This is a genomic window from Riemerella anatipestifer, assembly GCF_009932355.1.
In the GTDB taxonomy this organism is placed as follows: Bacteria; Bacteroidota; Bacteroidia; order Flavobacteriales; family Weeksellaceae; genus Riemerella; species Riemerella anatipestifer_E.
On sequence record NZ_LEKU01000041.1, the window covers coordinates 1 to 530 of the forward strand.

1 rRNA gene is annotated in these 530 nt (G+C 36.0%); it reads right to left on the reverse strand.

The window, feature by feature from the left end:
• A 16S ribosomal RNA gene (locus GXW81_RS10320) occupies positions 1-140 on the reverse strand; the annotation flags it as partial.
• Between the last annotated feature and the right edge of the window lie 390 nt (positions 141-530).

Genomic DNA, 530 nt, shown 5'->3' on the forward strand with positions numbered 1-530 from the left:
CCTCAGATAAAGGCAGGTTGCACACGTGTTCCGCACCCGTACGCCGCTCTCAAGTATCCGAAGATACTCTACCGCTCGGCTTGCATGTGTTAGGCCTCCCGCTAGCGTTCATCCTGAGCCAGGATCAAACTCTCCATTGTATGTTTTTCCTGTCTCACTCAAAGTTTTGTTACGCTTTGGTTTTTTCCTTACTTGGTTGTTATAGTATCTTTCAACGTTCTCTATTCTTCTCGCTAAATCCCTCTCTGATTTCTCAGTTCCGATTTGCGAGTGCAAAAGTAAAAAGTTTTTTTTAATTGACCAAATATTTTTGAAAAAAAATTAAATATTTTTTTTCAACATCACTAAACACCCCCTCATAATGCACCTCTTATTCTTAGGTTTATTACTACTAAGTATTTAATCTCTTCTAATCAATCCACTCCTATTCTCTCTTATCGAGGGTGCAAAAATATAAATTCTTTGCCATTAACTCCAAATGTTTTATATCCTTTTTTTATCCATAATATATAATCGATTGATATACAAAA